The following is a 24,961-nucleotide window of genomic DNA, read 5'->3' on the forward strand; positions in this document are numbered from 1 at the left end:
CACTCTCAGCTATGACCTTCTCCGAGCCGCACATGCTAGTATCACTCCCGAAGTATTTGGCCCCCGAGCGGGTAAAAGTGCTAGGTGCATATACAGCAGAGTTTGCCGAAATTCTGACGCCATCTGCGTTAGCCTTTGTTGCCGAGCTGCACCGGCGCTTCGACCGCACCCGCCGCGACTTGCTGGCCCGGCGCGTAGCACGCCAAAAAGAATTTGCCGCCGGCAAGCTCCCCGATTTTATATCCGAAACACGGCTCATCCGTGAAAAGCCATGGACCGTAGCGCCCCTGCCCACCGATCTGCTCGACCGCCGTGTGGAAATCACCGGGCCCGCGGAGCGCAAAATGATTATCAACGCCCTGAACTCAGGCGCCAAAGTGTTCATGGCCGACCTGGAGGACTCGAATTCTCCTACCTGGGCCAACGTCGTTGGGGGGCAAATTAACCTGCGTGATGCGGTACGCCGCACTATTTCGCTCAGCACACCCACGAAAGAATATCGCTTGAATGAGGAAATCGCCACGCTCATTGTGCGGCCGCGCGGCTGGCATCTGCTCGAAAAACATGTGTTGGTGGATGGCGAGCCCATCAGCGCCGCCCTGTTTGACTTTGGCTTATACTTTTTCCATAATGCCCACGAACTGCTGGCGCGGGGTAGCGGCCCTTACTTTTACCTTCCCAAAATCGAAAGTCACTTGGAGGCCCGGCTGTGGAATGATGTGTTTGGCATTGCCCAATGGTCGCTCAAGATTCCAAAAAGCAGTATTAAAGCAACGGTGTTAATTGAGACGCTGCCCGCCAGCTTCGAGTTAAACGAGATATTGTATGAGCTGCGCGACCACTCGGCGGGTCTGAACTGCGGGCGCTGGGATTATATCTTTTCCTATATCAAGCGCCTGGGCCTGAACCCCGATTTCCGCCTGCCTGACCGTGCCCAGGTAACCATGACGGTGCCGTTTATGGCGGCTTATTCCCAGCTTGTTGTCCAGACCTGTCACCGGCGCGGCGTGCACGCCATTGGGGGCATGGCCGCTCAGATTCCCATCAAAAATGACCCGGATGCCAACGAGTCCGCACTGGAAAAAGTCAGGCAGGATAAAGTACGCGAGGCCAAAAACGGCCACGACGGAACCTGGGTAGCGCATCCGGGTCTGGTGCCCATCGCCTTGCAGGTATTCAATGAATTGATGCCCAGTGCCAACCAGATAGAGCGCAAGCGCGAAGACGTGCACGTAACTGCCGCCGACCTGGTGCAAGCGCCGCAAGGCACCATTACCGAAGCCGGCCTGCGCCTGAATATCGACGTGGCTATTCGGTACCTCGAGGCATGGCTGGGAGGCAATGGGTGCGTGCCGCTTTATAATCTAATGGAAGACGCCGCCACCGCCGAAATATCACGGGCGCAGATGTGGCAGTGGCTGCACACGCCTGGTACCACCCTAGAGGATGGCCGCCCCGTCACGCTGGAACTGTACCGTTCGCTCATCACCGATCAGATAGCCCTTATGCGCAAAGCAATAGGAGAGGAGAATTTCACGCAAGGCCATTATGAACAAGCCGCCCGCCTCTTCGACCGTCTTGTGACGACCAAGGAATTCACCGAGTTTCTAACCCTACCGGCTTACGAACAACTAGCCTAGGTCGCCGCGGTACTACCAATTCCGAGGAGCGGTTGGTAGTACCACTATCGTTGAACGACCCACGTTGGGGCAGACATCCACAACGATAGTGGTACTACGACAGAAAAAGTCGTAGTACCACCCCGCCCGCTTACCGATTTCCTCTTTTCTCTGCGAAAAAGCCGCTTTCCTGAGCAGCATGGACATGCTTAGCCCTTTTTTAACGCTAATTCTTAACCATAAACCGCCATGAACAAGCCCGAACGCATTGCCGCCATCAACCAGGACTGGACCAGTAATCCGCGCTGGCAGGGCATTAGCCGGCCTTATACCGCCGAGGAAGTAGTGAAGCTGCAAAATTCCATGAAGATTGAGTATTCCTTGGCCCGGCAGGGCGCTGAGCGGCTGTGGCAGCTGCTGCACTCGGAGGAGTACGTGGCCGGACTGGGCGCGCTTACCGGCAACCAGGCCGTGCAGGAAGTGCAGGCTGGCCTGAACGCCATCTACCTCAGCGGCTGGCAGGTAGCCGCCGATGCCAACGGCGCCGGTCAGATGTACCCTGACTAGAGCCTCTACCCTGCCGACAGCGTGCCCAACGCAGTTAAGCGCATCAATAATGCGCTGCTCCGCGCCAATTAGATTCAGAACCTGACCGGTGACGGCGACGTGCATTGGCTGGTGCCCATCGTGGCCGACGCGGAAGCGGGCTTTGGCGGTAATCTGAACGCCTTTGAGCTGATGAAGATGATGATTGAGGCCGGGGCCGCCGGGGTGCATTTCGAAGATCAGCTGTCCTCGGCCAAGAAATGCGGGCACCTGGGGGGCAAAGTGCTCGTGCCCACTCAGGAAGCTATCAACAAGCTGGTCGCCGCCCGCCTGGCCACCGACGTGCTGGGCGTACCCACGCTGATCGTGGCTCGCACCGACGCCGATGCCGCCGACCTGATCACGAGCGACGTGGATGAGCGCGACCTGCGCTTCGTGCTCAGTGAGGACGGCCGCACCAGCGAAGGCTTCTACCGCGTACGGCCCGGCGTGGAGTCGTGCATTGCCCGCGGCCTGGCCTACTACGCGCCCTACGCCGACATGATCTGGATGGAAACGTCGCACCCCGACCTGGCGCAGGCGCGGCAGTTTGCCGAAGCTATTCATGCCCAGTACCCCGGCAAGCTGCTGGCCTACAACTGCTCGCCATCCTTTAACTGGGCCAGCAAGCTGAGCGTGGAGCAGATGGAAAGCTTCCGCGAAGAGCTGGCGGCCCTAGGCTACAAATTTCAGTTTATCACCCTGGCCGGCTTCCATGCCCTGAATACCAGCATGTTTGAGCTGGCCCTAGCCTACCGCGACCGGGGCATGGCCGGCTACTCCGAGTTGCAGGAGCGGGAGTTTGCTTTGCAAAAGCAGGGTTTCAAAGCCGTGAAGCACCAGTCTTCCGTGGGCACCGGCTACTTCGACGCGGTGCAAAACGTGGTGTCGGGGGGCAAAACCAGCACGGCCGCGCTGGTCGGCTCCACGGAAGAAGCACAATTCTAAATCGCAGATGTTGCAGATTTATTGAATCGCACAGATTCGTGAATGATTGTGCCGCCATCAAAAAAGCCCCCCCAGTACGGTCTGGGGGGCTTTTTTATTAACAAACTATGGCTTGAAGCCAAATAAACAGTTCCCTTCTAGAATCAATGCAATCAAATAAATCTGCAACATCCGCGATTTAGAAGGGCTCCGCAATCAGCCCATAATCAAGCGAATGCCGCTCAGCGGTTTCGCGCAGGATGGCTTGCTGCCATGGTCGGAGTACCTGGCCGGCCCCCAGCTCCACGATGTCGGCCACGAGGCGGTTGGACAGCACCAGATTAGCCACGAAGCCGTTGATGTCGGTCGTGATAAAGGCCTTGAGCTGAAGCAGCAGCTGCTCGCGGGCGTCGGCCTGAGCCGCTTTCTGGCCGTTGAGCCGCCGCCGGAACGGAAAGCGCCGCTGCTCGCCCGTGGCGGCCGGCTCGGGCGCGGGCACAAACGTATCGGCCGAGAGCGCCGCGAGCTGGTCGAGGTAGGGCGCGCGCTTCAGCTCGGGGTGAAGGCCGCGGGCGGCTTTCCAGTCGCTGAGGTCGCGGGGCGTGGTGCGTACTAGCTCCGAGAGGCGGTCGTTGGCGAACACCATATAGGGCGGCCGGTCGAGCTGCTTGGCTACCTGGTCGCGCAGCAGGTAGAGGTCGCGAAACAAGGGCAGCTCGTCGGGCAGAATGCGGTATTTGCCGGCAATACGCAGGTAAGGCCGCTCGTCGCGGGTATAGCGCACCGTTTCCAGGGCCGCGTTTTCCTCGGTGGCCCAATGAGCCCGGCCCAAGGCCTCCAGCTTGGCCGTGAGGCGGTCGGCCAGCTCAAACAGGTAGATGACGTCGTTGGCCGCGTACACCTTCTGCGCATCCGTAAGCGGGCGCTTCAGCCAGTTCGACTTCTGCTCACCCTTATCCACTTCCAGGCCTAACTCACTCTGAATCAGCCGACCCAGGGAGATATTGTTGTCGGCCTCAGCCAGCAACGTGTACTGCACGCTGGTATCGGTGATGTGGCGCACGTGTACACCATATAGCTCATCAAGCAGCAGAATATCAGACTTGCAGCTGTGAAATACCTTCTCGATGGCCGGGTCGCGCAGTAGCTCCCAAATGGGCTCCAGGTCCTGGGCCGGATTGGTAAGGGGAAGCGGGTCGATGAGGTAAACGCTGGGGCCGTCGAAGATCTGGATCAGGGCGAGATTGCGGCCGTAGCGGTGGCGCATATCATCAAACTCCAGGTCCACCGCGATGCGCGGGGCGGGACGCATGGCATCGGCTGCCGCCTGCACGGCCGCCGGAGTTGTCAGGTAGTGTATATCGGGTTGTGACATGGAAATCAAGACAAAAAACAGAGCCCACACCAGGCGGCAAGGCCGGGGGGCATTTTATCAAAGGTAGGCAGGAGTGGGGGGCAAAAGCAACGGCGCGGCCGGCAGTGGGCATCAGCGGCTCAGCACGGCGCTGTGCTGCCGCACCTGCTCCACTTTCGCCCGGATTTCGGCCAGGCCCAGGTTATGGATGCTGCCCAGGTGCGTGGTCATAAACTCGCGGTGGGGCACGTAGCTGCCGTCGTCTACGGCCCGCCCCACCTGCTGGTAGGCCTCGCGGAAAGGCACCCCGGCCTGAATAAGCTGATTGATGTTCTCCACCGAAAACACCCCGTCGTACTTGGCCTGGCTGAGCAGGTCGGGCTTGATGCTGAGCTGCGGAAGAGCGAAAATGAGTATATCGAGAATATCCACGAACTGCATCATCGGCTCAAACAGCAGCTCTTTCAGCAGCTGAAAATCGCGGTGGTAGCCGCTGGGGAGGTTGTTCACGCAAAGCGTAATCGTGTTGGGCAGCGCCTGCAAGGCATTGCAGCGGGCCCGCACGAGCTCAAACACGTCGGGGTTTTTCTTGTGGGGCATGATGCTGGAGCCCGTGGTGAAGGCGGAGGGCAATTCCACGAAGGCCAGATCCTGGCTGTTGTAGAGCACCAGATCGTAGGCCAGCTTGGAGAGCGTGGCCCCCACGCCCGCCAGGGCAAAAGCCAGCGTCTTCTCGGTTTTGCCCCGCAGCATCTGCGCGCCCACCGCGCTTACGGCCAGCTGCCCGAAGCCCATTTCCTGGGTGGTAAGCTTTCTGTCAATGGGGAAGCTGCTGCCAAAGCCGGCCCCCGAGCCCAGCGGGTTTTGATCGGCGACGGTGTGCGCGGCTTCAAACAGGGCAATATCCAGCAGCAGATGCTCGGCGTAGGCTGAAAACCACAGGCCGAAGCTGCTGGGCATAGCGGCCTGAAAATGAGTGTAGCCGGGCATCAGATCGGCCTGGTGGGTTTCGGCTTTTTGCAGCAGAATATCCACCAGCGCCATGATTTTGGCGGCGGCCTGCCGGGTGTAGTCTTTCAGAAAAAGCTGAATGGCGGTCAGTACCTGGTCGTTGCGGGAGCGGGCGGTGTGAATCTTCTTGCCCGCGTCGCCAAACTTCTCGGTGAGGTAAAACTCGATTTTCGAATGTACATCCTCGAAGCTGTCTTCAATAACGAAGCGGCCGGCGGCAATTTCGGCTTCTAACTCACCAAAGCCTTGTAGTAGTTGGTCTTTTTCTTCCGTTGAAATGAGGCCGACTTTGGCCAGCATGATGGCCTGGGCTTTGGAGGCCAGCACGTCGAAGTGCGCCAGGTACATGTCCAGCTCCCGGTCTTTGCCGACCGTGAACCGCTCTATTTTCTCGTCAACGGCCGTGCCTTTTTCCCAGATTTTCATGTCTCAAAAACTAAAGCCTTCCAGCAGTTCGATGTAGCCTCGGATTCCGGCCCTCACCTCGCTAAGGTAAATGTATTCGTCGGGGGTGTGGGAGCGGGCCGAGTCGCCGGGGCCTATCTTGACCGTGTCAAACGGCAGCACGGCCTGGTCGGAGAGAGTAGCAGACCCAAACAGCTTCCGGCCCAGATTTGCCCCCCGCAGCACCAGCGGATGCGTGGGGGCTATGCGCGAGGAGTTGAGATGCACCGAGCGCGGCGTGACTTCCGCCCGCAGGTGCTCCCGCACGACGCGCACGATTTCCTCATTGGAATATAGCTCATTGGGCCGCACGTCGACCACAAACCGGCAGGTATCGGGCACTACGTTGTGCTGGGTGCCGGCCTGCACCTGGGTCACCGTCATTTTCACCGCCCCCAGCAGCTTCGACTCGTTGGGGAAGCGGTAGCTGCGCACCCACTGCATATCGTCCAGGGCTTTGTAAAGAGCATTTTCGCCTTCGTCGCGGGCGGCGTGGCCGGTGCGGCCGTGGGCTACGCAATCCAAGACAACCAGGCCTTTTTCGGCAATGGCCAGGTCCATCTGGGTTGGCTCACCGACGATGCCCAGGTCAATTTTACCCAAGTGGGGCAAAATGCTGCGAATACCATTCGCGCCCGAAACTTCTTCCTCGGCCGTGATAGCGCAGATGAGGTTGAAGGCGGTTTCCCGCTCCTGAAAATAAAGAAACGCAGCCAGCAGGCTTACCGCTGCTGCCCCGGCATCATTGCTGCCCAGGCCAATGAGCTTGTCGCCTTCCCGCGCGGCCCCGAACGGGTCGTGGGTCCAGCTTGTGCCGGGCTTCACGGTATCGTGATGGGAATTGAGCAGGATGGTGGGCTTGTGGGGGGCAAATTGTTGGGCGACGGCCCACACGTTGTTGCCCGAGCGTTGAGGCTGAGCACCGTGCGTCGTCAGGAAGGCAAAAATCAAATCAGCCGTTTTGTCTTCTTCCCGCGAAAACGAAGGCGTTTGAATAAGCTGAATCAATAAGGCAATGGCCCCTTCGGTAAGCTGCTCGATTAGGCGCGGCATACAATCGTTTTTACCGGCTCGTTGATTTTCAATGCGTTTTCAATGATGACTTTCGCTACGCCCTCATCCAGTGCCGCAAACGCATTGTCGAGCTTGGGCAGCATCCCGGCGGCAATGGTGCCGCGGGCTTTCAAGGCGGCGTAGAGCGTGGGCGTGATTTGGGGAATAACGGAGCTTTCGTCGTTCACGTCGGCCAGCACGCCATCTTTCTCGAAGCAGAAATGCAGCTCTACCTGGTAGCGGCCGGCCAGAGCGCGGGCCAAGGTGCTGGCAATGGTATCGGCGTTGGTGTTGAGCAGCTGGCCGTGGCCATCGTGGGTGATGGCGCAGAAAACGGGCATCAGATTGCCCCCCAGCAGCAGCTCGATAAAGTCAGTGTGGATGTTTTGCTTCTGCAAGTCGCCCACGAAGCCGTAGTCAACCTCCCCCACGGGCCGCTTGCTGGCCCGAATAACGTTGCCGTCGGCACCGGAGAGGCCCAGGGCATTTACGCCCGCCTGCTGAAGCAGGGCCACGATTTGCTTGTTGGTTTTGCCCGCGTAGAACATGGTTACCACGTCCAGGGTGACCGCATCCGTGATGCGGCGGCCGTTGATCATGTTGGGCAGCATCCCCAGGCTGGCCAGCAGCTCGTTGGCCCCCTTGCCGCCGCCGTGGACCAGAATTTTTTTGCCCCCCACCCGCGCCAGCTCGCCCAGAAAGAAGCGAAGCTGGTCGGGGTCGTCAATAATTCCGCCCCCGATCTTGAAAATTTTCAGGACTTCGCTCATGCAGGTAGAGAAAGGGTAAAGGTGGCGCTCAGGTCCATGTGGCTGAGTTTGTAACTAATCCGGCGAATCGCCAGCACCGGCACCGGATCGGCTTAACAGTGTTTTAAAGCCGGCCGGGTAAAGTTTCCAAAAAAAAACATCTAGTTTTGCAACGATTTAGCGGCCTATTCAATTTAAACCGCACAATCTCACTCCGTACTACGGTACCTATCATGATTCTTCTCTCTTCTATTGCACTTCTGCCGCGGCCCACTTTGGCCGTGCGAACAATGCCAGCTTAAGAGCTGGCTGCAATAATCTGCCTGCGTTTTTAGATCGATAAAAACCGGCATGGGGCCCTCCCAAAGAACCCCATTGAAGAGAACGTTCACGAATCATCCTTTGACACGAGTGTAAGCTATAGTGTGCCTTATCTTGCCTGGTTGACAGCTTTTGCTGCCCTGGCGAGACGTAAGCCAACCACCCCCTTTCTTCTGGGTTTACTTCCCGAACTGGTTCCGGTTGCCGTGTATCCTCGTCCGTAAGGACCGCCCTTCTTGCTCTCAATTTGTACTATCTGCCATCAGGCACCCCAGTTTTACTCCCATGATAATACGCGTAGCCAATGCCGACGACGCGCGGTACGTGGAAACACTTTGTCAATGGTACGAGGAATCGGCCAAACAGCGGGGCGTAGGCATCGCCAAGCGCAACCCCGATTACGTTCGCCAGAAAATGGTGAAGGGCGACGCTATTATTGCCTTTATCGACAACGAGCTGGCTGGTTTCTGCTATATCGAAACCTACGAGGACAACACATTTGTGGTCAATTCGGGCCTGATCGTGAATACCGCTTTGCGCAAGGAAGGCCTGGGCCGCGCCATCAAGCACGAGGTGTTCAAGCTTTCGCGCACCAAATACCCGGCAGCTAAGATTTTCGGTATTACCACCAGCCTGGCGGTAATGAAGATTAATACCGAGCTAGGATATAAGCCCGTGACCTTCACGGAGCTAACGCGGAGCGACGACTTCTGGAAGGGTTGTTCCAGCTGCAAAAACTACCCCATCCTGATGGAGAATGAGCGCAAAATGTGCCTCTGCACGGGCATGGTCTACGATACGCTCAACGACCAGTTCAGCCAGCAGAGTATTGAGATTTTAAGTCAGGAGAAATAGAAGCGGCCGTCATGCAGAGCTTGTCGAAGCATCTCGCGTGCGTGGTACTATTTTACCAACAAAAAGGCGGTTATGCTGAGGAACCGAAGCATCTCTACCGCTTTGTTGCGATGGTAACTCAACGAAGCGGTAGAGATGCTTCGGTTCCTCAGCATAACACGACCGTAGCATGACCGCCTTATAACCGTCATTCCCAACAAATGAAAAAAGTAGTTTTAGCGTACAGCGGCGGCCTGGATACGTCGTACTGCGTGGTGTATCTGACCAAAGAGTTAGGCTTGGAAGTACACACGGTCATTGTCAACTCGGGGGGCTTTTCTGCCGAAGAATTGCAACAAATCGAGACGCGGGCCTATGAGCTGGGCTCCAGCAAGCACGAGGTTATCGACGTCACGGCGCGGTTTTACCAGGATTGTCTGCGCTATCTGCTGTTCGGCAACGTGCTGAAAAACGACACGTATCCGCTCTCCGTGAGCGCCGAGCGCATGTTTCAGGCCCTGGCACTGGCCGAGTACGCCCGTGAGCATAAAGCCGATTACATCGCCCACGGCAGCACCGGTGCCGGAAACGACCAAGTGCGCTTCGATGTGGCTTTCTCCGTAATTGCCCCCCACACCGAAATCATTACGCCCATCCGCGACCAGAAGCTCAGCCGCCAGGCCGAGATTGAGTATCTGCGCGGCCACGGCGTAGAAATGAGCTGGGAAAAAGCCCGATACTCCATCAACAAAGGCATCTGGGGTACCAGCGTGGGCGGCGTGGAAACGCTGACTTCGCACCAGGCCCTGCCGGAAACGGCTTATCCTACCCAGCTTGAGCAAACCGAGCCTACGACTATCGAAGTCACCTTCGAAAAAGGCGAACCCGTGGCGCTGAACGGTCAAAAAATGCCCCCCGTAGAACTTATTCAGGCGCTGAACGAGCTGGCGGGCCGCTACGCCATCGGCCGCGACATCCACGTAGGCGACACGATTCTGGGCATTAAAGGCCGCGTAGGCTTCGAGGCACCGGCCGCGCTGATGCTCATTAAAGCCCACCATTTGCTGGAAAAGCACACGTCCTCGCGCTGGCAGCTGCTACACAAGGACTATATCGCCAACTGGTACGGCACGCTCCTGCACGAGGCCCAGTACCTCGACCCGGTGATGCGCGACATGGAAGCTTTCCTAGAGTCGTCGCAGGCGCGGGTGTCGGGCACGGTATTTATCAAGCTGAAGCCCTACCAATTTGAGCTGCAAGGCATTGATTCCAAGTTTGATATGATGCGCTCCAAAGTAGCGACCTACGGCGAGGAAAACGACGCCTGGGATGCCCGCGATGCGCAGGGTTTCATCAAAATATTCAGCAACCAGCTCAAAATTCACGGCAGCTTCAATGGCGAAAGTTAAGGTAGGCATTGTGGGCGGGGCCGGCTACACGGCCGGCGAGCTGATTCGCATTCTGCTGTATCATCCGCAGGTAACGATCAGCGCGGTGGTCAGCTCTTCCAATGCCGGCAACCCCGTGTATCAGGTACACGACGACTTAGTGGGCGAAACCGACCTGCGCTTTCAAAGCGACCTGAACGGCGACGAAGAGGTGGTTTTCCTGTGCCTGGGTCACGGCAATTCCCGCAGTTTTCTGGAGAAGAACACTGTGCCCGCAGAAGCCAAAATCATTGATTTAAGTAATGATTTTCGGCTGAATGTTGATAAAGAGGTGGCTGGACGAAGCTTCGTATATGGCTTGCCCGAGCTGAATAAATCTGCCATTCAATCTGCGCAGAACATTGCCAATCCCGGCTGCTTTGCCACGACTATTCAGCTCGCTTTGCTGCCTTTGGCGCAAGCCGGCCTGCTTACTAGCGACGTGCACGTATCGGCAATTACTGGTTCTACGGGTGCGGGGCAGAGCTTGTCGGAGACGGTGCATTTCTCGTGGCGTACTAATAACGTGTCTATCTATAAGCCTTTCACGCACCAGCACCTCGGCGAGATAGGAGAGAGCCTGACGCAGCTACAGCCGCAGCTGGAAGGTGATATTCACTTCATTCCGTACCGCGGCAACTTCTCACGGGGCATTTTCGCCAGCGTGTACACGCCTTCCGAGCTAAGTCAGGAGGAGGCGCGGAAGCTGTTCAAGGATTTCTATGTCGATGCTCCTTTCACTACGGTATCAGACAGGGAAATTCACCTGAAGCAGGTAGTGAATACCAACAAGTGTGTGCTGCATGTGCAGAAAATCGGCAAGCAGCTGCTCATCACATCCGCTTTGGATAATCTGGTGAAGGGCGCCTCCGGGCAGGCTGTGCAGAACATGAACCTGCTCTTTGGGTGGGAGGAAAATGAAGGACTTCAGCTCAAATCAGTCGCTTTCTAATGGATTTATTCAACGTTTACCCACTCGTTAACATCACGCCGGTAAAGGCTCTGGGAGCAACGTTGTGGGACGAAAACGGCCAGGAGTACCTGGATTTCTACGGCGGCCACGCCGTTATTTCCATCGGCCACAGCCACCCGCACTACGTCCGCCGCATCAGCGAGCAGCTCAGCCAGATTGGGTTTTACTCCAACTCCGTGCAGATTCCAATTCAGGCCCAGTTGGCCCGGAAGCTGGGCGAAGTTTCCGGCTACCCAGAGTACAGTTTGTTTCTGTGTAATTCCGGGGCTGAGGCCAATGAAAATGCTCTGAAGCTGGCCTCGTTTCACACCGGCAAAAAGCATGTTATTGCTTTCAAAGGAGCCTTCCACGGCCGCACATCCGGCGCCGTAGCCGCCACCGATAACGCCAAGATTGTAGCGCCCTTCAACGCGGGCCACGGCATCTCTTTCGTCGGCTACGACCTGGCCGAAGTAGAGCGAGTAATGCAAAGTGAAGCAGTTTGCGCCGTCATTATCGAGCCGATTCAAGGTGTGGGGGGCATTTTACGGCCTTCCGATGTATTTCTGCAAGGCCTCGCGGCGCTATGCAAAACGCATAGTGTCGTGCTCATTGCTGACGAAGTACAAAGCGGCTATGGGCGTAGCGGCCGCTTCTTTGCCCACCAGCACGCCGGTATTCAACCCGATATTATTTCGGTGGCCAAAGGCATGGGTAACGGCTTTCCCATCGGCGGCATCCTGATTTCGCCGGAGCTAAAGGCTTCCTATGGCCTGTTGGGCACTACGTTTGGCGGCAACCATCTGGCTTGCGCCGCCGCACTGGCGGTATTGGAAGTTATTGAACAAGAAAATCTGATAGCTCACGCCGATGAGCTGGGGGGCTACTTGCGCGCCGAGCTGGAAGCTAACACCGGTGCCCAGGAAATCCGGGGCCGCGGGCTGATGGTAGGCATCAAGTATAACTTTCCCATCAAGGACCTGCGCGACAGGCTGCTGACGGAGCACCACATCTTCGTCGGCAACGCCTCCGACCCAACTGTGCTTCGTCTGCTGCCCCCGCTCAATATCACCAAGGCCGATGTTGATAGGTTTCTGGCGGCGCTCTACCGGACCTTACCCCCTAGCCCCCTCTCCGCAGGAGAGGGGGCTAGGGGGAACTAGCTCTAAAAAAGTAGTTTCCATCCCCCCTTTTCTCGCCTCATCACCAGCCGAACTTTCTGGCCTTAAAAACTAGAAACTAGTCCCCCCTCTCCCCGAGGAGAGGGAGCTAGGGGGTGAGGTCCACGCTGATATGAAACAAGTAAAGCTAATCCTCGAAGACGGCACCGAAATCGAAGGAACTGGGTTCGGGGCGCACACCTCAGCCGCGGGCGAAGTTGTATTCAGCACGGCCATGACGGGCTACCCCGAAAACCTGACGGATCCGTCGTTCAGAGGACAAATCCTGGTGCTGACCTACCCCATGGTGGGCAACTACGGTGTGCCAGGCGAAGAGCTCTACGAGTCGATCTCCAATATTTTCGAGTCGGACAAGATTCATATCTCCGGGCTGGTCGTCAACTATTACTCTGAGGAGCACAGCCATTGGAACGCCGCCAAAAGCCTCGGCGACTGGCTCAAGGAGTACAACATCCCCGGCATTTTCGGCGTGGACACGCGTATGCTCACCAAAAAGCTGCGCGAGAAAGGCGCTATGCTGGGTAAGATTGTAGCCGAAGTCGACGTGCCGCTCTACAACCCCAACCAGGAAAACCTGGTAGCTCAGGTAAGCCCCCCTGGCGTGCAGCACTACGGTACTGGTCAGCACAAAATCGTGCTGGTGGATTGCGGCACCAAAACCAATATCATCCGCTGCTTCCTCAACCGCGACGTGGAGCTGATCCGCGTGCCCTGGGACTACGACTTCACCCAACTCGACTACGACGGCCTCTTCCTGAGCAACGGCCCCGGCGACCCAAAGATGTGCGAGGCAACTATCAGACACCTCCAAACCGCTTTGCTGCAGGACAAGCCCATTTTCGGCATCTGCCTGGGCTCCCAGCTCATGAGCCTGGCGGCCGGCGGCGATACGTTCAAGCTAAAATACGGCCACCGCAGCCACAACCAGCCAGTAAAGCTTTCAGGCACCCAGCGCTGCTATATCACCAGTCAAAACCACGGTTTCGCCGTCGATACCGATACGCTGCCCGCCGATTGGGACATGCTGTTCGAAAACCTGAACGACGGCACCTGCGAAGGCATTAAGCACAAAACCAAGCCGTTCTTCTCCACTCAGTTTCACCCCGAAGCCGCCGGCGGCCCGGAGGATACGGAGTTTCTGTTTGATGATTTTTTGAAGGCGGTGGCGGAGTATAAGAACCGCTAACCCCACCCCCACCCCTCCCCGATGGGGAGGGGCTTCAATTCACGTAATCTAATTAGCGGGTTATGGTTGAAAATAATAAGAAATGGCATCAGATACGCCTCCGTCTAGCCGAGTTTTCGCTGCATTTTCATCCTCAGAAAACCATAGAGTTTCTGGATGCTTGCAGAGCTTCCAGAAGCCTTCGCCAGCTGCTGCCATATATCAGTTTAGGGCGCTTGGGACTAGAATGTTATGATGCTAATGAGCGTGGGCAATCTGACGAGTTTGTGTGCTTGTATTTTCATCAAGACCAGTACACCGTTTCAAGCTACGACAATACCGAAAAGAGGTATTTCGATAATCCGCAAGCCGCTATTGATTTCGTCGAACAGAGCCTCGCTAAGGAAAACCCTTTTGCAAAATCAGCTTCAGTAGAAGTTTAAAAAACATAAACCCACAAGTCGTCTGGCTCCCCCTCCCCACCGGGGAGGGGGCCGGGGGGTGGGGTTCCGCACATGAACAAACCCAACAAAGTTCTCATCCTCGGTTCCGGCGCGCTGAAAATTGGCGAGGCCGGAGAGTTCGACTACTCCGGCTCCCAGGCCCTTAAGGCGCTGAAAGAGGAGGGCATCCGCACCATCCTCATTAACCCCAACATTGCCACCGTGCAAACGTCGGACAACATTGCCGACGATGTGTACTTTCTGCCCGTGACGCCTTTCTTCGTGGAGGAGGTCATTAAGAAGGAACAGCCCGATGGCATTCTGGTGGCCTTTGGGGGGCAAACTGCTCTGAACTGCGCCGTGGCGTTATTCCGCGGCGGTGTGTTTGAGAAGTACAACGTGAAGGTGCTGGGCACGCCCGTGCAGGCCATCATCGATACCGAGGACCGGGATATTTTCAAGGAGAAGCTCGACCAGATTGGCGTATTCTCAGCTCGTAGCGAGGCCGTAACCAGCATTGAGGATGCGCTGAAGGCCGCTGAGAGAATTGGTTTCCCGATTATCGTGCGGGCGGCGTTTGCGCTGGGTGGCCTGGGCAGCGGCTTCGCTAATAACATGGACGAGCTGCGGGCCCTGGCCCAGAAGGCTTTCACGATTTCCGATCAGATTCTGGTGGAAGAATCGTTGAAGGGTTGGAAGGAAGTGGAGTACGAAGTGGTGCGCGACCAGTACGATAACTGCATCACGGTCTGCAACATGGAGAACTTCGACCCCATCGGTATTCACACCGGGGAGAGCATCGTGGTAGCGCCCTCGCAGACGTTGAGCAACCGTGAGTACCACAAATTGCGCAGCATCGGCATCAAGACCATTCGCTACCTGGGCATCGTGGGCGAGTGTAACATTCAGTATGCCCTGGACCCCGTTTCGGAGGATTACCGTGTAATTGAAGTGAATGCCCGCCTGTCCCGCTCCTCGGCGCTGGCCTCTAAGGCGACGGGCTATCCGCTGGCATTTGTGGCGGCCAAGCTAAGCCTGGGCTACTCGCTGGCCGAGCTGAAAAACAGCGTGACGCAGACGACGTCGGCCTTCTTTGAGCCGGCCCTGGACTACGTGGTAGTGAAGCTGCCGCGCTGGGACTTGGGCAAATTTGAGGGCGTGAACCGGCAGATTGGCTCCGCTATGAAAAGCGTGGGCGAGGTCATGGCCATCGGTAAATCCTTCGAGGAAGCTATTCAGAAGGGCCTGCGCATGCTGGACACCGGCAAGCGCGGCTTCGTGGCTAATAAGCCTGAAGACCTGGATACCGCCACCATCGACAAGCTGCTCAACGAGCCGAACGAGGAGCGGATCTTCGCCATTAATCTGGCATTTGAAGCCGGCTACACGCTGGACCAGGTGCATGATTTGACCAAAATCGACCATTGGTTTTTGCAGCGCTTGTACACCATCTTTCAGCTCGGCACCCAGCTCGCAGAGAAGCGCGGCAGCGGCTTAGGTGCCTTGGAAACCGAGCTGCTGCGCGACGTGAAGAAAGCCGGTTTCTCGGACCAGCAAATAGCCGTGAAGCTACTCGGCGAAGGCGACGTAAAAGCCGACGAGCTGCTGGTGCGTGCCCGCCGCAAGGCGCTGGGCGTGCTGCCCGTCATTAAGCAGATTGACACGCTGGCGGCCGAGTTTCCTGCCAAAACCAACTACCTCTACACCACCTACCACGGCACTGAAAACGACCTGGAGCCCGAAACCGATAAGTCGGTGGTGGTATTGGGCTCGGGTGTGTACCGCATTGGCAGCTCCGTGGAGTTTGACTGGTGCGGCGTGCAGGCCGTGCAGACGGCTGCCGAAGAGGGCTACAAAACCATCATCATCAACTATAACCCCGAAACCGTCAGCACCGACTATGACGTCAGCGACCGGCTGTACTTCGAGGAGCTGAGCTTCGAGCGGGTGATGGATATTCTGGAATTTGAGCAGCCGGGGGGCCTTATTCTCTCCACTGGGGGGCAAATTCCGAATAACCTGGCTACCCGACTGGAGGAAGCCAACGCGCCTATTCTGGGTACCACGGCTTTCCGCATTGACGAGGCCGAGAACCGTCATAAGTTCTCCAGCATCATGGACGAGCTGGGCATTGCGCAGCCCCGCTGGAAGGAGCTGACCTCACTGGATGCCATGCTGATGTTTGTGCAGGCAGTGGGCTTCCCGGTGCTGATTCGGCCTTCCTATGTCTTGTCGGGGGCAGCAATGAACGTTGTTTCCAACAACTTCGAGCTGGAGGAATTTTTGAAAGCTGCCAAGGAAGTAAGCGCCGAATACCCGGTAGTGGTGTCGGAATTTATTCAGGAAGCCAAGGAAGTTGAGCTGGATGCGGTGGCCGACAAGGGCGAAATCGTGAGCTACGCCATTTCCGAGCATGTGGAGTTTGCCGGCGTACACTCCGGCGACGCCACCATGTACTACCCGCCCCAGAAGCTGTACGTGGGCACCATCCGCAAGCTCAAAATTATTGCCGAGAAGGTGGCCAAGCGCTACGAAATCAGCGGCCCGTTCAATATTCAGTTTCTGGAAAAAGACGGCGAAATCCGGGTGATTGAGTGCAACCTGCGCGCCTCCCGCAGCTACCCGTTCGTATCGAAGATTTCGGGCAACAACCTGATCAAAAAAGCCACCCAGGTACTACTGGGCAAGAAAGTGACCCGCGACGAGAGCGAGCGAATCTACGACCTGCCCTTCGTGGGTGTAAAAGCCCCCCAGTTCTCCTTCACCCGCCTCCCCGGCGCCGACCCGGTCATGCGCGTGGATATGGTGAGCACCGGCGAGGTGGGCTGCCTGGGCGACACCGCTGAGGAAGCCCTGCTGAAATCGATGCTGAGCGTAGGGTATAAAATACCCGCGAAGTCGGTGCTGATTTCCAGCGGACCTATCAAGTCGAAAGTGGCCTTGCTCTCGGCGGCCGAGCTACTGGTGAAGCACGGCTACACCATCTACGCCACCCAGGGCACGCACCGATTCTTCGCCGAAAACAACGTGCCCAGCAGCCTCCTGTTCTGGCCCGACGACCACCAGGAGCCCAACGTACTGACTTACCTCAAGGAGAAGAAAATCGACCTAGTCATTAACATCCCCAAGAACCTCTCGAAAGGCGAACTGGACAACGACTACAAAATCCGCCGCACCGCCGTGGACTTTGGCGTGGGCTTGCTAACGAATGCGCGGCTGGCCAAAGCATTCATTCAGGCCTTCTGTACGCTGAAGCTGGAGGATCTGAAGATTAAGAGCTGGAACGAGTATAAGGCGATGTAACTGGCAGAATTAAGGAAAAAAGACGGTCATGCTGAGCTTGTCGAAGCATCTCTACTGCTTTGTTGTGGTGCTATTCAAACGGCGTGGTAGAGATGCTTCGGCAAGCTCAGCATGACGGTCTGGTTTTCTTTGTATTGTAACCGTATGTACGTTTACATCCTCACTAATCCAACCCAAACCGTCCTGTATATCGGCGTTACCAACGACCTCATACGGCGACTCTATAAGCACAGCAGTGGCCGAGGCGACGCCGGAAAATTTACCGGCCGGTATCAGGCGGATTTGCTTGTGTTCTTCGAGTTGTGCCCGGATGCCACACAGGCCATTGCACGGGAAAAGCAGCTGAAAGGCTGGACACGCCACAAGAAAGATATGTTGATTACAGCATTCAATCCGACTTGGCAGGTTATTGATTTAGAAACGTGGACAAGATGACCCCAACGGAGCGGTAGAGATGCTTCGACAAGCTCAGCATGACACTCTAATAGTAACTTATCTGACCTCCGAATAGCTTCAGAATTAATGACGAAATACTGGTGGCTGGGCAGGTTTGCAATACTCTGCTGGCACTGTCCAAACTTCGGGAATGGGATTTCCTGCTCCACCTTGAGATATACGTTTTTGTGATTCGGCTCCGAACCAAATAACTAGATGGTCTTCAAGATTACCATGTTCGTTGGGAATAATTCCGACCACAACGCCCAATAAGCCATCTAGCTCAATAAAATCCCCAACCTTGACATCTTGGATTCGCATAACTAAGCAAGAGATTTAAATACAAACTCCTGACAAGATATAAGCTTCAGATTCCGTCTCCTAAATATGCAAAACTTCACCTCCTTCGCCGATGCGGGCGACTACAAGGCCCTGTTGCAGCAAGCCCTGGAAGTCAAGGCGAATCCGTACGGCTACCAGCACATTGGCAAGAACAAAACCGTGGGGTTGATTTTCTTCAACCCCAGCCTGCGTACCCGGCTCAGCTCCATCAAAGCCGCCTACAACCTCGGCGCGCAAGCCTGGGTGCTCAACGCGGGGGCCGACTCCTGGACGCTGGAAATGGCCGATGGCGTGGTGATGAACGGCGGCACACAGGAGCACATCAAGGAGGCTATTGCCGTGATGAGCCAGTACTGCGATGTGCTGGGCGTGCGCACCTTCCCCACGCTCACGGACCGCGAGGCCGACTACAGCGAGGAAGTTTTCAACAAGATTCTGAAGTACGCCACCGTGCCCGTTATCAGCCTGGAAAGCGCCACGCTGCACCCGTTGCAGTCGTTTGCCGATCTGATTACAGTAGCCGAGCACAAGCAGAAGGAGCGCGTGAAAGTGGTGCTGACATGGGCTCCGCACGTGCGCGCCCTGCCCCAGTGCGTGCCCAACTCTTTCGCTGACTGGTTCTCGGAAGTGGATTGGGTAGACTTCGTCATCACTCATCCCGAAGGTTACGAATTAGCCCCCCAGTTCACTAAAGGAGCCCATATCGAGTACGATCAACGCAAAGCCTTGGAAGGCGCCGACTTCGTTCAAGCCAAGAACTGGAGCAGCTACCTCGACTACGGCCAGGTCCTCAGCAACGACCCCGCCTGGATGCTCACGCCCGAGCACCTGGCCGAAACTCATAACGCCAGGTTTCTGCACTGCCTGCCCGTGCGCCGCAACGTGGAAGTATCCGACGCCATTCTCGACTCGCCGAACTCGCTCGTGATTCAGGAAGCCGGCAACCGGGTGTTTTCTATGCAGACGGTGTTGCATGAACTCTTGAAATCCTAGCCGGAATCAGTACTTTAGCAAAAGCCAGGGTCGTTAGCGGTGGAAAGGCGGCGTAGGAGCGGAGTGTGGGGTTCGGCCGGTTGCGCGGGGTGGTGTAGCGGAATAGCGCAAAGGCAACAATATAGGGCGAGTCCCGCATGAGCAGACTAACTATTAGTAAGTGCTTATAAAGCAATTGGTTAGCTCCCACGGATTTCGGCGCAATAGTATTTAACCAAAAAAGAAAAGCATTTATGTAGTACTTTAAGCGGCATATTCGCTCAGACAGCGTCGGGGCAGGCAACTCGGCGAAAACAAAGCTTTCACTTTTTACTTTTTTACACCTTTGCGGCCGGTCTGACAAGCCGGTATTTCTCACTCTAACTGGTTAAAAGCCAAACCCTAAATGAAACAAAAATTTTTACTCTCTCTCGTCTGGTGCCTGCTGCTGGTTACGGCCGCGTGGGCCCAGACCCGCACGGTGACCGGCCGCGTGACCGACGCTACGGGCACGGGCCTGCCCGGCGTGACGGTGCTGGAGCGCGGCACCACCAATGGGGTAAGCACCAGCGTCGACGGTGCCTTCTCGCTGAGTGTGCAACCCAACGCCACGCTGATCATCAGCTCCATCGGCTACAACAGCCAGACGATTCCGGTAGGCAACCAGAGCGTCATTAACGCGCGCCTGGGCTCCAACGAAACGCTGCTGAACGAGGCCGTGGTAGTGGGCTACGGCAGCCAGGCCAAGTCCGAAGTAACGGGCTCCGTCACGCAGCTCAGCAGCAAGGATGTGGAGAACATCCCAACGGTGAGCTTCGAGCAGGCCATTCAGGGCCGTACGCCGGGCGTCACCATTAACCAGGGCTCGGGTAAGCTCGGGGCCGGGGTGCAAATCCGGGTGCGGGGCTCCTCATCAGTAACAGCTTCCAACCAGCCCTTGTATGTAATCGACGGTATTCCGGTAACCTCCCAAGACGTAGGTTCGGATACGGAGCCGCTCAACCCGCTGGCTGACCTGAACCCGAACGACATTGAGTCCATCACCATCCTAAAGGACGCCGCTTCTTCCGCTATTTATGGCTCGCGCGCTTCTAATGGGGTAATCTTGGTAACGACCAAGACCGGCCGCGCAGGCCAGACGAAGGTGAACATGGGCTACTATGTAGGTACCAGCGAAACCACTCGGCGGCAACAGTTTCTGAACGCTGCCCAATACAAGGAGCTATTCACGGAAGCAGCCGAAAATGAAGACCTGGATGCCGCAGAAGAGTTTGAAAACAACGGCTTGGATATTAACTCCACCGTTGATCAGAAATGGTCGGATGAGCCTTTCCGCAAGGGCAAAGTAGCGCAGTACGATGTAAACGTAAGTGGGGGCGATGCCAAGACGCGCTTCTACCTCAGCACAACGTATAATGACCAAACAGGTATCATCATTGGCAACCGGTATCGTCGGGGTAGTGCCCGCATCAACCTTGACCACTCTATTACAGAGAAGCTACGCGTGGGCTTGAACTTGTCGTTGACCCGCTCGGTAAATGATCGTACGCCCAATGATAATCTCTTCTCAAACCCCGTGCAGCTGAACGCTCTGCCCCCCATTCAGCCTAAGATTGACCCGGAGACGAACGAGCTGAACCGGAACACGCTGTACTATAACAACCTGATTGACTTGAGTCGAAGCGAGAATCGCTCTGGTACGTACCGTTCCTTCAGCAACTTCAATCTCTCGTATCAGCCAATTAAGAACTTAACGCTGCGCACAGAGGCCGGGGCTGACTTTCTGAACCTGAACGAGAACCTTTACGGGGCAGCTGGCACTATCCTCGGTAGTAACACCGGCTATGGTTTCAGCAACCAGGTGCAGGTAATCAACTACACGACCAACAACACGGCCGTTTACAACCGCAGCTTCAACGAAGACCACAACGTAGAGGCGCTGCTCGGTTTCTCCTTCCAGCGTTCTGATACAAAAGAGACTTCAGCCGAGGGCCGGGGATTTGCTAACCCTGAGTTCACCAAAGTTGCCAGTGCTGCCATCAAAACGGCAGGCTCGGCTTCTGAGCAAACAGGCTTCTCATTCGTCTCTTACTTTGGACGCCTCAACTATGCGTTTAAAGGCAAATATCTGTTGTCGGGTAGCGTACGCCGCGACGGCTCGTCGCGCTTTGGCGCGAATAACAAATACGGCAACTTTGGGGCTGGTTCTATTGGTTGGGTAATTTCGGAGGAAGGTTTTCTGCAAGACAATTCTATTCTGAACTTCCTGAAGCTGCGTGCCAGCTACGGCCTCACAGGTAACGCCGAAATCGGCAACTTCGCTTCGCGTGGCTTGTTCTTGGCTGTTCCTTATGCCGATCAGGCGGGTATTCGTCCGAGCACGGTGGTAGGCAACCCCGATTTGTCGTGGGAGAGCACAGCCCAAGCTGACCTCGGATTGGAGTTTGGTTTCTTCGATAACCGCATTTCCGGTGAAATCGACGTGTACAACAAGAAGACTACCGACCTGCTGCTCAGCCGTCCGTTGCCATTCAGCAACGGCTACAGCAGCATTACCGAAAACGTAGGCTCATTGCAGAACCGCGGTTTGGAAATCGCGCTGAACACGCGCAACTTCGATGGTGACTTCAAGTGGAGCACTAACTTCAACATCTCCTTCAACCGCAACAAAATCACTTCGTTGGCCGCACCTATTCAGAGCCAGTATCTGGGCAGTGTGCGCCAGGGCGAGCCAATCGGCGTGTTCTACGGTCGTAAGTATGCTGGGGTAGACCCTGCAAATGGGGATGCGCTTTATTTTGCGGAGGATGGCAGTACTACTAATCTTGCTTCACGAGCCTTCCTACAGAAAGTGGGTGATCCTACCCCAGACTATACGGGTGGTGTTACGAATACTTTCTCGTTTAAAGGCTTCGACCTGAGCGTGCTGGGTCAGTTCGTGTATGGCAACGACATCTATAACTCAGCTGGTATCTTCCAGTCGGCCAATGGTGACTACTTTGATAACCAAACCATTGACCAGCTGGATCGGTGGCAGAAGCCCGGCGACATTACGGATGTTCCTCAAGCCCGCCTATATGGTGCCAATGGCACCGTCCAGTCGTCGCGTTGGGTAACCAAAGGTTCTTTCCTGCGGGTCAAAAACCTGACCCTGGGCTACACACTACCTCAGACGCTGGCTAAGCGTGGCTACGCACAGTCGGCTCGTATCTACGTGTCGGCCCAAAATCTGGCGACCATTACCAACTACGATGGCTATGACCCAGAGGTAAACACCGCTGCTTTCGGTCAGGCTAACTTCCTGATTGGTCACGACTTCTACACCCCACCACTGGCCAAGACCTTCTTGGTGGGTATTAACGTAGGCTTTTAATCTCAACGGAATTACTGATGAAAACGATATTTTTCCGATCGGCCGCTATTACAGCCCTGAGCTTGAGCTTGGGTCTGGGCGCGTGCGACGATAAACTCAATATTGATCCGCTGCAAGCCATCGATGCCACCACGGCGTTGAACTCTGAAGCTAACGTGACCAGCGCCGTCGTTGGTTTGTACTCCTCTATTAGCGGCTCGAACCTGTACGGCGGCAACCTGATTATGGTACCAGAGCTTATGGCAGCTGATGGCTACATCAACTTTCAGGGCACCTTTGCCAACTACCGGCAACTGGCCCGCCGAACTACCAACTCGGAAAACGCTACGGCTCAGGGTATTTGGCAGGCTGCTTATCAGACTATCAACCAAGCTAATCTGGTGATTGATGCGCTGCCCGTTGTAACCACGCCCGCCCTAAAGGCGCGGTTCGAAGGGGAAGCTCGCTTTATCCGGGCTGCTATGTACTTCGAACTGGTACGCTTGTACGCAAAGCAGTACACCCCCGGAACAACCAACACGCAGTTGGGAGTGCCTATTAACCTAGTGCCCGTAAAAACGTCTAAGGAAGCTTCAGTGCTGGGCGCACGGGCTACGGTAGAGGAAGTGTACACGCAAGTAATTACGGACCTAACGCAGGCTTCGACGTTGCTGCCAGCCAACAATGGCTCGAGGGCCTCACGCTTCACGGCCAAGGCGCTGCTGTCGCGTGTGTACTTGCAGCAAAGTAACTTTACGGCCGCCCGGACCCAGGCCAACGACGTTATTGTGAATAGTGGTAGAACCCTATCTCCCACATTGCAGTCAGTGTTCACGGGCCGTAACACGTCCGAAACGTTGCTGGAAATTCAACAGAACGATCAGAATAATGCGGGGACCTTAACTACGTTCTTCTCTAGTATCGGTGATTTGGGCCGCGGCGACATACAGGTGCTGTCCGCTTTTGCTAACCAGTATGAGGCTACGGATGCCCGTGGCCGCTTGCAGCTTATCTACCCCGGAACGGGCCGAAACAGCTTCAGTGGCCAATTGCGGTCAGGTAAGTACACGACATTAGGTCAAAACATTCCGGTAATACGTCTCGCCGAAATGTATTTGAATCGCGCTGAGACTGCATTTCGGGCAGGGGATCTCCCTGCTGCCCTTGCAGATGTCAACCGTATTCGTACTCGTTCAGGTGCTACGCCTTTGACTGCTCCTAATCTGACGCTTGCCACTATTCTGCGTGAGCGGCAGTTGGAGCTCGCTTTTGAGGGCTTTCGCATTCATGATCTGAAACGGACTGGTACGAATATCGTCACTACCGGTACTCCGCCAGTTATCATTCCGATTACCAGTAATATTCTGGTGCTTCCAATTCCGAAGCGTGAGACGGACCTGAATCCCAATCTGGTGCAGAACCCTGGTTACTAATCGAGTTTACATTGAGGCATAAAAAAGCCCCCCAGAGTCCTTCTGGGGGGCTTTTTTATGCCTTATCAATTAGCTATTTATCGGTCAGCAACACCTGGGGGGCATTTCGGCTGTTGCCCATGATGATGACCTTGCTGTTGGCGGAAGTGGCGATGGCCTGGTTGGCCTTGATGGTTTCGTATTGCAGAAGCTTGTCGCTGAGCTCGGCGCTGATGATTTTCTGGTAGTCGGCGATGCCCTGGGCTTCGAGGCGCTTGCGCTCGGCTTCCTGCCGCTCCTTCTGCAGCACGAACTGCATCTTCTGGGCTTCCTGCTCGGCGGAAATCTTGCTTTCGATGCTGCGTTTGACGGGGGCGGGAAGCTGGATATTGCGAATCAGGAGCTGCTCGAGCTGAAGGCCGCGTTGCTTAAAGTCGCGGTCGATGGTGTTGTAAATGCGGCTCTGAAACTCGTCGCGCCGAGTAGAGTAGAGGGCCACGGCGTCGTAATACACGGCATTGTCGCGGATGCGGGTGCGCGTGACGGGGCGCACGATGGCATCCTGATAGTTGGGGCCAATGGTAGACAAAACGTGAGGCGCCTTGTCGGGCACTACACGGTAAAGCACTGTCAGATCGATGACGACTTCTAGGCCGTCGGCGGTGAGCACCTGAATGGCATCGTCGCCCACGCGCTGGCCTTCCTCACGCTGGGCCGACATGGTGTAGTTCTGGGTGCGCGTGTCAAATTTGGTGACGTCTACCAGCGGATTAACCACATTCAGGCCGCTGGTAAGGATGCGCGGCTGCACCTTACCAAACAGCGTCTGAACGCCGACTTGCCCGGCCTCAATCTGTACCATCGTACTCAGCGCTAAGCCCAGCACCACCAACGTAAGCCCGGCGAACAGCAGCAGGCTGCGAAACTGCTGGAAAGCGTACGAGATTTTGCTCGCATTATACCCCAGAATAAGCAGCACAAGGCCGAGAAAAACAAGAGTCATACAGGGGAGGGGTTAGGGTAGAAAGGGAAGTGGTAGCGAGGAGAAGGCGCGAAAAATGCCCCTCGCCCGCTACGAAA

18 protein-coding genes and 1 pseudogene are annotated in these 24,961 nt (G+C 56.1%); 13 read left to right on the plus strand and 6 right to left on the minus strand.

Translation table 11 applies throughout. The features are described 5' to 3' along the window. The first annotated feature begins 11 nt into the window (after positions 1-11). Positions 12-1,640, plus strand: coding sequence for a malate synthase A (gene aceB / locus B9A24_RS13175; RefSeq protein ID WP_234997252.1), 1,629 nt, complete (start codon positions 12-14; stop codon positions 1,638-1,640). A gap of 228 nt (positions 1,641-1,868) precedes the next feature. Next, a pseudogene (gene aceA / locus B9A24_RS13180) lies at positions 1,869-3,152 on the plus strand (isocitrate lyase). A gap of 178 nt (positions 3,153-3,330) precedes the next feature. On the opposite strand, the gene B9A24_RS13185 reads toward aceA, so the two are convergent. The 4 genes from B9A24_RS13185 to argB form a co-directional block, all read right to left on the minus strand. After that, positions 3,331-4,506 (minus strand): ribonuclease D, encoded by a 1,176-nt coding sequence (locus tag B9A24_RS13185; RefSeq protein ID WP_084446484.1) that lies wholly within the window; start codon positions 4,504-4,506, stop codon positions 3,331-3,333. A 111-nt stretch (positions 4,507-4,617) separates the two neighbouring features. After that, positions 4,618-5,922 (minus strand): argininosuccinate lyase, encoded by a 1,305-nt coding sequence (gene argH / locus B9A24_RS13190; RefSeq protein WP_084446485.1) that lies wholly within the window; start codon positions 5,920-5,922, stop codon positions 4,618-4,620. Between the two features lie 3 nt (positions 5,923-5,925). Next, entirely contained in the window at positions 5,926-6,993 is a 1,068-nt protein-coding gene (locus tag B9A24_RS13195; RefSeq protein ID WP_084446486.1) for a M20 family metallo-hydrolase, read from the minus strand. Continuing rightward, entirely contained in the window at positions 6,981-7,763 is a 783-nt protein-coding gene (gene argB, locus B9A24_RS13200; protein WP_084446487.1) for an acetylglutamate kinase, read from the minus strand. Before argB ends, B9A24_RS13195 begins: the two co-directional genes overlap by 13 nt. 585 nt (positions 7,764-8,348) lie before the next feature. Between argB and B9A24_RS13205 the strand changes: the two genes are divergently transcribed. The 8 genes from B9A24_RS13205 (at position 8,349) to B9A24_RS13240 (ending at position 17,803) form a co-directional block, all read left to right on the plus strand. Then, a complete protein-coding gene (locus B9A24_RS13205; RefSeq protein WP_084446488.1) occupies positions 8,349-8,918 on the plus strand; it encodes a GNAT family N-acetyltransferase in 570 nt (189 codons plus the stop codon). Between the two features lie 200 nt (positions 8,919-9,118). Next, positions 9,119-10,306, plus strand: a complete 1,188-nt coding sequence (argG, locus tag B9A24_RS13210; protein WP_084446489.1) for an argininosuccinate synthase — start codon at positions 9,119-9,121, stop codon at positions 10,304-10,306. Beyond that, positions 10,293-11,276: an N-acetyl-gamma-glutamyl-phosphate reductase gene (argC, locus tag B9A24_RS13215; RefSeq protein WP_084446490.1), complete on the plus strand. Its 984-nt coding sequence runs from the start codon at positions 10,293-10,295 to the stop codon at positions 11,274-11,276. The genes argG and argC overlap by 14 nt, the downstream gene beginning before the upstream one ends. Further along, a complete protein-coding gene (locus B9A24_RS13220) occupies positions 11,276-12,439 on the plus strand; it encodes an aspartate aminotransferase family protein (RefSeq protein WP_084446491.1) in 1,164 nt (387 codons plus the stop codon). The genes argC and B9A24_RS13220 overlap by 1 nt, the downstream gene beginning before the upstream one ends. Before the next feature lie 130 nt (positions 12,440-12,569). After that, positions 12,570-13,643, plus strand: coding sequence for a glutamine-hydrolyzing carbamoyl-phosphate synthase small subunit (gene carA, locus B9A24_RS13225; protein WP_084446492.1), 1,074 nt, complete (start codon positions 12,570-12,572; stop codon positions 13,641-13,643). A gap of 62 nt (positions 13,644-13,705) precedes the next feature. Then, complete coding sequence (locus B9A24_RS13230) at positions 13,706-14,065, plus strand: hypothetical protein (protein ID WP_084446493.1); 360 nt, start codon at positions 13,706-13,708, stop codon at positions 14,063-14,065. A 72-nt stretch (positions 14,066-14,137) separates the two neighbouring features. Further along, positions 14,138-17,368 (plus strand): carbamoyl-phosphate synthase (glutamine-hydrolyzing) large subunit, encoded by a 3,231-nt coding sequence (gene carB / locus B9A24_RS13235; protein WP_084446494.1) that lies wholly within the window; start codon positions 14,138-14,140, stop codon positions 17,366-17,368. 144 nt (positions 17,369-17,512) lie between these two features. After that, entirely contained in the window at positions 17,513-17,803 is a 291-nt protein-coding gene (locus B9A24_RS13240; protein ID WP_084446495.1) for a GIY-YIG nuclease family protein, read from the plus strand. Positions 17,804-17,887: 84 nt separating this feature from the next. Here the strand turns inward: B9A24_RS13240 and B9A24_RS13245 are convergent, their stop codons facing one another. Beyond that, the gene (locus tag B9A24_RS13245; RefSeq protein ID WP_084446496.1) at positions 17,888-18,124 is read right to left on the minus strand and encodes a hypothetical protein; all 237 of its coding nucleotides are present in this window, start codon (positions 18,122-18,124) and stop codon (positions 17,888-17,890) included. Between the two features lie 66 nt (positions 18,125-18,190). Between B9A24_RS13245 and B9A24_RS13250 the strand changes: the two genes are divergently transcribed. The 3 genes from B9A24_RS13250 (at position 18,191) to B9A24_RS13260 (ending at position 23,902) form a co-directional block, all read left to right on the plus strand. Next, positions 18,191-19,138, plus strand: a complete 948-nt coding sequence (locus B9A24_RS13250) for a Rossmann-fold NAD(P)-binding domain-containing protein (RefSeq protein ID WP_084446497.1) — start codon at positions 18,191-18,193, stop codon at positions 19,136-19,138. A 385-nt stretch (positions 19,139-19,523) separates the two neighbouring features. Then, entirely contained in the window at positions 19,524-22,490 is a 2,967-nt protein-coding gene (locus B9A24_RS13255; protein ID WP_084446498.1) for a SusC/RagA family TonB-linked outer membrane protein, read from the plus strand. Positions 22,491-22,507: 17 nt separating this feature from the next. Continuing rightward, complete coding sequence (locus B9A24_RS13260) at positions 22,508-23,902, plus strand: RagB/SusD family nutrient uptake outer membrane protein (protein WP_084446499.1); 1,395 nt, start codon at positions 22,508-22,510, stop codon at positions 23,900-23,902. 73 nt (positions 23,903-23,975) lie between these two features. Here B9A24_RS13260 and B9A24_RS13265 read toward each other — a convergent pair whose 3' ends face one another. Next, positions 23,976-24,884: a prohibitin family protein gene (locus B9A24_RS13265; RefSeq protein ID WP_084446500.1), complete on the minus strand. Its 909-nt coding sequence runs from the start codon at positions 24,882-24,884 to the stop codon at positions 23,976-23,978. Positions 24,885-24,961 lie beyond the last annotated feature (77 nt).

The sequence above is a fragment of the Hymenobacter roseosalivarius DSM 11622 genome, from assembly GCF_900176135.1.
Classification (GTDB): Bacteria; Bacteroidota; Bacteroidia; order Cytophagales; family Hymenobacteraceae; genus Hymenobacter; species Hymenobacter roseosalivarius.